This is a genomic window from Thermosynechococcus sp. OHK43 (assembly GCF_014466085.1).
GTDB lineage: Bacteria > Cyanobacteriota > Cyanobacteriia > Thermosynechococcales > Thermosynechococcaceae > Thermosynechococcus.
Genome location: NZ_JACOMP010000182.1, coordinates 1 through 7,080, shown reverse-complemented (window position 1 = coordinate 7,080; position 7,080 = coordinate 1). Strand labels below are relative to the sequence as shown.

At 52.7% G+C, this 7,080-nt stretch carries 11 protein-coding genes and 1 other annotated feature; of the genes, 2 read left to right on the top strand and 9 right to left on the bottom strand.

The features are described from left to right. A partial coding sequence (locus tag H8Q75_RS07720; protein WP_297041049.1) for a TrkH family potassium uptake protein occupies positions 1–1,342 on the top strand: 1,342 nt, incomplete at its 5' end. Here H8Q75_RS07720 and H8Q75_RS07715 read toward each other — a convergent pair. Genes H8Q75_RS07715 through H8Q75_RS07710 form a run of 3 tightly spaced genes read right to left on the bottom strand, consistent with a single transcriptional unit; the run spans position 1,339 to position 2,914 of the window. Beyond that, on the bottom strand, positions 1,339–2,415 hold the full coding sequence (locus H8Q75_RS07715; protein ID WP_024123917.1) for an isocitrate/isopropylmalate dehydrogenase family protein: 1,077 nt from the start codon (positions 2,413–2,415) through the stop codon (positions 1,339–1,341). The genes H8Q75_RS07720 and H8Q75_RS07715 overlap by 4 nt on opposite strands. A 58-nt stretch (positions 2,416–2,473) precedes the next feature. Then, the gene (locus tag H8Q75_RS11985; protein WP_011056157.1) at positions 2,474–2,566 is read right to left on the bottom strand and encodes a cytochrome b6f complex subunit PetL; all 93 of its coding nucleotides are present in this window, start codon (positions 2,564–2,566) and stop codon (positions 2,474–2,476) included. A gap of 48 nt (positions 2,567–2,614) precedes the next feature. Further along, positions 2,615–2,914: a 30S ribosomal protein PSRP-3 gene (locus H8Q75_RS07710; RefSeq protein ID WP_024123918.1), complete on the bottom strand. Its 300-nt coding sequence runs from the start codon at positions 2,912–2,914 to the stop codon at positions 2,615–2,617. Between the two features lie 91 nt (positions 2,915–3,005). Between H8Q75_RS07710 and H8Q75_RS07705 the strand changes: the two genes are divergently transcribed. After that, the gene (locus H8Q75_RS07705; RefSeq protein WP_297041046.1) at positions 3,006–3,803 is read left to right on the top strand and encodes a TIGR01548 family HAD-type hydrolase; all 798 of its coding nucleotides are present in this window, start codon (positions 3,006–3,008) and stop codon (positions 3,801–3,803) included. Here the strand turns inward: H8Q75_RS07705 and rnhA are convergent. From rnhA to H8Q75_RS07675, 6 genes are all read right to left on the bottom strand, one after another. Then, positions 3,736–4,215 carry a ribonuclease HI gene (gene rnhA, locus H8Q75_RS07700; protein ID WP_297041044.1) on the bottom strand — a complete coding sequence of 160 codons (480 nt, stop codon included), beginning with the start codon at positions 4,213–4,215 and terminating at the stop codon, positions 3,736–3,738. The two genes, H8Q75_RS07705 and rnhA, sit on opposite strands and share 68 nt — an antisense overlap. 73 nt (positions 4,216–4,288) lie before the next feature. Continuing rightward, on the bottom strand, positions 4,289–4,687 hold the full coding sequence (rplL, locus tag H8Q75_RS07695; protein ID WP_024123920.1) for a 50S ribosomal protein L7/L12: 399 nt from the start codon (positions 4,685–4,687) through the stop codon (positions 4,289–4,291). Between the two features lie 75 nt (positions 4,688–4,762). Beyond that, on the bottom strand, positions 4,763–5,290 hold the full coding sequence (rplJ, locus tag H8Q75_RS07690) for a 50S ribosomal protein L10 (protein WP_297041041.1): 528 nt from the start codon (positions 5,288–5,290) through the stop codon (positions 4,763–4,765). Between the two features lie 18 nt (positions 5,291–5,308). Further along, positions 5,309–5,441: a sequence feature (ribosomal protein L10 leader region), on the bottom strand. 27 nt (positions 5,442–5,468) lie between these two features. Beyond that, complete coding sequence (gene rplA, locus H8Q75_RS07685) at positions 5,469–6,185, bottom strand: 50S ribosomal protein L1 (protein ID WP_041428853.1); 717 nt, start codon at positions 6,183–6,185, stop codon at positions 5,469–5,471. A gap of 83 nt (positions 6,186–6,268) precedes the next feature. Continuing rightward, positions 6,269–6,694 (bottom strand): 50S ribosomal protein L11, encoded by a 426-nt coding sequence (gene rplK, locus H8Q75_RS07680; protein ID WP_011056150.1) that lies wholly within the window; start codon positions 6,692–6,694, stop codon positions 6,269–6,271. 14 nt (positions 6,695–6,708) lie between these two features. Further along, a partial coding sequence (locus tag H8Q75_RS07675; protein ID WP_365970888.1) for a KOW motif-containing protein occupies positions 6,709–7,080 on the bottom strand: 372 nt, incomplete at its 5' end.

Below are 7,080 nucleotides of genomic sequence, written 5' to 3'. Positions count from 1 at the left end.
TTGCCTTGGATTTTTAGCAGTGATTATGGTGGGGACGCTCCTACTGTGTCTGCCTTGGTCCACCAGTAATGGGCATTGGAATCCCTTCGTTATTGCCCTATTTACAGCCACCTCAGCGGTTTGTGTGACAGGTCACATCATTGTTGATACGGCCACCCATTTTTCCCCCTTTGGCCAACTGGTGATTCTGCTGCTGATTCAAGTGGGCGGTCTGGGGTACATGACGGCCACGACGTTTTTGATTATTTTACTAGGGCGCAAGTTTAACCTACGGCAAAAAATAGCGGTCCAGCAGGCCTTGGATCGGCGGGGCATCCAGGGGGCACGGCAACTGGTGCGCTCGATTTTGGGCTTGACCTTTCTCTTTGAATTGACGGGTGCCTTTTTGCTGTGGCTAATTTTTCGCCAAGACTTTAGGGAGCCACAGGCCCTGTGGCTTGCGGTGTTTCACAGTATCAGTGCTTGGAATAATGCCGGGTTTAGCCTCTTTAGCAACAGTTTAATGGGGTATCAAACCTCAGTGCCCTTGAATTTGGTGATTTCCCTACTGATTATTTTTGGTGGTATTGGCTATGAGGTCATCTTTGAGTTCTACCTTTGGCTGCGGGAGCATCTGCGCTACTGGGGCAAACCCGCCTACTTGATCCGCAAAGCCAGCCAGATGACGTTTAGCCTCAATTTCAAAATTGTGACAAGTACAACAGTGATTCTCCTAATTTTGGGAACAGTCATGCTCTTCCTGACGGAGATGCGAGCGCCCGAGCGATTTGGTCTTTTTTCCTGGGATCAGAAGCTCCTCTTGGCGTGGTTTCAGTCGGTTACAGCGCGCACAGCGGGCTTTAATACGGTCAACATTGGGGAATTCAATAATAGCGGGCTATTTATTATGATTGCCCTGATGTTTATTGGCGGCAGCCCCGGTGGCACGGCAGGGGGCATTAAAACAACTACGTTACGGATTCTGGCAGGGATTACCAAGGCGGCGCTCCAAGGGAAAGAGGTGGTACTGCTCTACCGCCGTCAAGTGCCCCCCTCCCTCATCATGAAAGCCGTCGCCGTCGCCTTTGGCTCAATGTTTACGGTGCTGGTTTCAACCACCCTGATTGCGATCGCTGACCCGGAAGAGAATTTCATCAATATCCTCTTTGAAACTGTTTCTGCCTTTGCCACCGTTGGGCTTTCCACCGGTATTACCAGTAATCTAAGCATCTTTTCTAAGTTGGTCTTGATTGTAACAATGTATGCCGGCCGGGTGGGTATCCTGCTACTGATGGCGGCAATTATCGGTGATCCCCAGCCTTCTAACGTTCAATATCCCGAGGAAAATCTGCTGGTGGGTTAGGGGGCGGCGTACTCGGCAATCGCAGCAGCCATCTCTTGGGTGCCTACGGGTTCTTTGCCTGGCGCCGCCAAATCATAGGTGACAAAGCGCCCCTCAGCAATTACTTTTGCCACAGCCCCTTGCAGACGCTGGGCTGCCTCCATTTCACCCAGGTGTTGCAGCATCAATACCCCTGAGAGAATCAAGGCCGTGGGATTGGCTTTGTTTTGACCCGCGTATTTGGGGGCTGAACCGTGAATCGCCTCAAAAACCGCATATTCATCGCCAATATTGGCGCCGGGAGCCACCCCCAGACCGCCAATCATCCCTGCACAAAGGTCTGAAAGAATATCGCCGTAGAGGTTTGGCATCACCATCACATCGTAGAGTTCGGGTTTCTGCATCAACTGCATGCACATGTTATCGACGATGCGATCTTCAAAGGCAATATCGGGGTAGCGGGTGGCAATTTCGCGGGCGCGCTCAAGGAAGAGGCCATCGGTAAATTTCATGATGTTGGCCTTGTGAACAGCTGTCACTTTCTTGCGGCCGTTGGCCTTGGCATATTTGAAGGCAAACTCAAGGATGCGATCGCTCCCTAGGACGGAAATGGGCTTGACACCAATGGCTGCATCCTCCCGAATTGGCTTGCCCGATAGATCACTTAAAAAGGCGCGGGCTTTAGCTGCTGCGGGACTGGTGTATTCAAACTCAATCCCGGCGTAGAGGTCTTCGGTATTCTCGCGAACAATGACGAGGTCAATGTTTTGAAAATAGCTTTTCACCCCCACAATGGATTTAGCAGGCCGTAGGTTCGCATACAGATTGAGCCGCTTGCGGATCTCGACATTGACAGAACGAAAGCCTGTACCCACGGGGGTGGTAATCGGGCCTTTGATGGCAGTTTTCGTACTTTTGATGGCCTCGAGAACCTGTTCGGGCAAGGGAGTACCGTAGCGTTCCATCATATCCACGCCGGCATCCACCACTACCCAGTCAATTTTGACGCCGGTGGCATCAATGGCGGTGCGAGCTGCAGCGGCAACCTCAGGACCAATACCGTCGCCGCGAATTAAGGTGACAGCGTGGGACACGAATTTTCTCTCCCTATGCAGAACTTCAATCCAGAGATACCAAAAGGGTAGGATGCAGCTAAATGAGCTTCACGGTACGTAGGGTGTGAAACAAAATCGTCGCCAGGGCGATCGCACCAGCAACAATGACAAAGTACAAAACGACTCCCATTCTGTTTCTCCTCAAGTTGCAATAATTGCTCCTAGGATGAAGAGCACCCTAGGCTGTGCCTACAAAACTAACATCACTAAATCGTTTTTGCGCCTCACTGACGGGACGATCTTTGCCCTCCTCTTGCCAGTAGTTAATGATTTCGGTGGCACGGTTGAGGAGTTCAATGCGCTCGGCTTCCGTAATCCAAGATTTCTTCTCTAACTCCGCCTTGAGGAGTTCCCAAGCGTCGGTGCGCGGCCAAAAGAAGTAGGAGGTGAGGGGGCTTGTCCCTTTGCCAACAATTTGATCGACAGCGATCGCCACGTCTTTCTCTAACCAAAGCACTCTTAGGGTAAAACGGGACAACTCTAACCTCCTAGAACTGATTTTTCACAAAAGACCATCCTCTATAATAACCAATCAGACCAACTGCATACAAGTTTCTGGAGAGCCACAGTTGAGTACCCCCTGTGCCTGTGTCTTTTTTGATATTGACGGGGTGATTCGCGACGTCAGTCGTTCCTATCGCCGTGCCCTAGCGGATACCGTTGAGCATTTTACGGGGGGTGCCTATCGTCCCAGTCAAAAGGAAATTGACGACCTCAAGGCGGAAGGCTGCTGGAATAACGACTGGGAAGGATCCCGCGAACTCATTTATCGCTACTTTGAACGTCAAGGAAAACCCCGTTCCCAAGTGCCCTTGGACTACAAACGCTTGGTGATCTTTTTTGAAGAGCGCTATAGCGGTGAAAATTGGTCAGGCTATATTCAAGATGAGCCCCTACTGGTGGATGTTGCCTATTTTCAGAGCCTCGATCAAGCCCAGATCCACTGGGGGTTTGTCAGTGGTGCCACGCGGGACTCGGCAGAATATGTCCTGAAACACCGTTTGGGTTTGGATCAGCCCCTGTTGATCGCCATGGAAGATGCCCCCGGCAAGCCTGACCCCACAGGACTCTGCATGGCCTACCGTCAGACCAGTGATCAAGAAACGATTCCCGCCTTTTATGTGGGGGATACCGTGGCGGATATGCAAACCGTTGTCAATGCTCGCAAAGAACAAGCAACAACGCCGTGGATTGCCCTCGGAGTGATTCCTCCCCATGTCAAGCCCGAAGATCGGCGACGCTATGGCGATCGCCTGCGCTCAGCGGGAGCCAGTGCAGTCTTTGAACGCACCCGCGACATTACCCCAACGGTGGTGGCAGCGTTCTTAGGGCAATTGGCTGCCCACGACTCAAACTGCGGGCAATAAGATCGCAGCGTTCATTCCCGACATCGCCGCTATGGCCGCGTACATGGCGCCATTGGACTAAGGGATCATTGAGGGCATCTAACTCCTGCCACAGGTCTTGGTTGAGAACCGGCTTTTTGGCGGCTGTTTTCCAGCCCCGCCGTTTCCAGTTGTGGATCCACTCAGTAATTCCCTTGAGGACATACTCGCTGTCGGTGTAAAGGGCGATCGCGCGCCCAGGCGCCAGTTGGTGCCATGCCTTGAGGGCTTCAATAGCAGCCTGTAATTCCATGCGATTATTCGTAGTGGCCGGGTGGTGTCCTCCAAGCTCCTGCACAGAGCCATCGGTAAAGTAAATAACCACGCCCCACCCCCCCGGTCCTGGATTGCCTTCACAGGCACCATCGGTATAGATGGCACGAATATAGGTCATGGGTCTCTAGATTCCCCAAATACTAAAAAAGGGTGGCCAGAACACCACCCTGCAAACAAATGGATACCAAAGATTACTTGATGCTGACTTTGGCGCCGGCTTCCTCGAGTTCTTTCTTGGCGGCTTCGGCGTCTTCTTTGGTAGCACCTTCTTTCACGGGTTTGGGTGTGGATTCCACCACTTCCTTGGCTTCCTTGAGACCCAAGCCCGTCAAAGAGCGCACCACTTTGAGCACAGCAATCTTCTTGTCGGCGGGGACTTCTTCAAGAATGACATCAAAGGCGGTTTTCTCTTCGACTTCTTCTGCGGGAGCAGCCGCAGCACCAGCGACGGGCGCGGCCACCATCATCCCACCGACGGGCGCAGCGGCACTGACGCCAAAGGTCTCTTCAATTTGCTTGACCAGCTCGGCCGCTTCCAACAGGGTCAAGGATTTCAACTTTTCGAGAATTTCATCGGTTGCAGCAGACATTGTAAACTCCTATCGTTTCAAAGTTGGAAAACAAGAACAGGTGGCTTCCCGAGGGAAACCGAAAACAGGATCGATCTATTCCGCACCTTTGTCGGCGATCGCCTGCGTTGCCCGCGCCAAGGAAGCAGGAACTTCCTTGATGCCAATGGCAATCTTCGCTGTGACGGCATTGAGGGCACCGGCAATCTGGGCCATGAGTTGTTCTTTTGAGGGCAGATCACCAATGGCCTTCACTTGCGCTTCGTCAAGGGCACGTCCCTCCATGACCCCACCGCGGAGGGTGGTTTTCTTTGTGGCCTTCTGGAATTCTTGGTAGGCCTTAATTGCACCTCCAATGTCCTCCTTGACCAAGAGGAACGCTGACGGTCCCTTGAGGAATTGGGTCATGGGTTGCCAAGTGTCACTTTCTTTGACCGCCAATTCCATCAGCGTATTTTTCGTAACCTTGCAACTGGCATTGCACTTGCGCAAGCGTTGCCGCAAATCCTTCATCTCGGCATCGGTGAGACCCTGGTAGTCAATCACCAATGCCATTTGTGACTCCCTCAGGCGTTCCTTGAGCTCCGCCACAATTTCTTTTTTGTTTGCTAGCGTGCGTCCCACGCGCATCACCTCCTCTAGTCAGTGAAAGAAAAACCCCAGCAGTGGTGCCGGGGCGATCGCCCAATCGCAACGGATGGACTTCGCAAACCTCGGCAGGAAGATTATGTCTCAGCCAGACCCCTGCGGTCTTCGGTTTTAGTCTTGAGTTGTCAAGTATTGGGCAATAGGCAAGTCCTCCTTAGACGGCTTCGGCCAGTTTTAGCTCCCGCAGAGCATTAATGTCCACCTGAATGCTCGGCCCCATTGTCGCCGCCACATAGACACTGCGCCAGTAGCGCCCCTTGGCACCACTCGGGCGGTTGCGGTCAATGCTTTCTTGCAGTGCCTTGAGGTTAACGAGCAGGTCTTCGGCGCTGAAGCTGGCTTTGCCAAAGAGCACATGGACAATCCCGGTGCGATCGGCGCGGAATTCCACTTTCCCCGCTTTGAACTCCTGAATTGCTTGGGGCAAGTCAAAAGTCACCGTACCCGCCTTGGGGGAGGGCATGAGCCCCCGCGGACCCAGAATCCGACCCACTTTGGCCACTTGGGGCATCATATCGGGGGTGGCAATGAGGAGGTCAAAGTCCATCCGCCCCTTTTGAATTTCGTCAATCAGCTCCTCTGAGCCCACAAGGTCGGCACCGGCGGCACTGGCTTCGGTCACTTTTTCACCACGGGCAATCACCGCCACGCGAATGGTTTGACCGGTGCCCTTAGGGAGCGCCACGGTAGTACGCAATTGTTGATCTGTATATTTCGGATCAATGCCCAAGCGGATGTGGGCCTCGGCCGATTCAGGAAATTTGGCTGTGGCCGTTTCCTTGAGCAATTGTAAGGCCTCAAGGGGAGCGTAGGGACGATCCTCCACCTTGGCATAGAGTTCGCGCAGTCGTCGCGAGAGTTTACGCATCAGAATTTACCTCCACGGGGTACCAACGAAACAAAGTTTCTCCCCCAACACAACAAAGGGCTCAATAGGAACACACTCAGAAAGCTTTAGTCGGTAATGGTCACGCCCATATTGCGGGCCGTGCCTTCGATAATCCGCATGGCCGCTTCAATATCGTTGGCATTGAGATCTGGCATTTTCTTCTCAGCAATTTCCCGCAGTTGGGCACGGGTGATGCTGCCCACTTTTTTCTTGTTGGGTTCGCCGGAGCCCTTTTCAATGCCAGCGGCTTTTTGAATCAGTACGGAAGCGGGTGGGGTTTTGAGAACAAAGGTGAAACTGCGATCTTCATAGACTGAAATTTCAACGGGAACCACCATCCCCACTTGATCGGCGGTGCGAGCATTGTACTCTTTGCAGAACATCATGATGTTCACACCGTGCTGACCAAGGGCTGGGCCAATGGGGGGAGCAGGGTTGGCTTTACCTGCTTGAATGGCAAGTTTAATAACTGCGACGACCTTTTTCGCCATAGTAAGTTCGCGTCCTAATCTACTTTTTCCACTTGAGTGACTTCGAGTTCGACCGGTGTTTCGCGGCCAAAAATCGAGAGTAATGCTTTCAGTTTGCTGCGCTCAGCACTGACTTCAATGACCTCTCCCTCAAAGTCCTTAAAGGGACCATTGAGAACTTTGATCTTATCACCACTGTTGAGATCAATGCGGTGAACCGGTTCTTGTTCTTGGGCTTTGCGGAAGATGCGCTCCACTTCGGCTGGACTCAGGGGCATAGGCTTGACGTGACCGCGTCCCCGGCCTGTACTGCGGCGCTGCTCGGCACCGACAAAGTTAATCACATTGGGGGTGTTTTTAATCACCTGCCAAGCTTCATCATCAATTTGCCATTCGCCGGTTTCGGG

What these genes read in the sequence shown, in the direction of transcription:
- H8Q75_RS11985 (WP_011056157.1), bottom strand. Translation starts at nt 2,566, where the DNA reads ATGGGAGTCGTTTTGTACTTTGTCATTGTTGCTGGTGCGATCGCCCTG.
- rnhA (WP_297041044.1), bottom strand. Translation starts at nt 4,215, where the DNA reads ATGACCTATATTCGTGCCATCTATACCGATGGTGCCTGTGAAGGCAAT.
- rplL (WP_024123920.1), bottom strand. Translation starts at nt 4,687, where the DNA reads ATGTCTGCTGCAACCGATGAAATTCTCGAAAAGTTGAAATCCTTGACC.
- rplK (WP_011056150.1), bottom strand. Translation starts at nt 6,694, where the DNA reads ATGGCGAAAAAGGTCGTCGCAGTTATTAAACTTGCCATTCAAGCAGGT.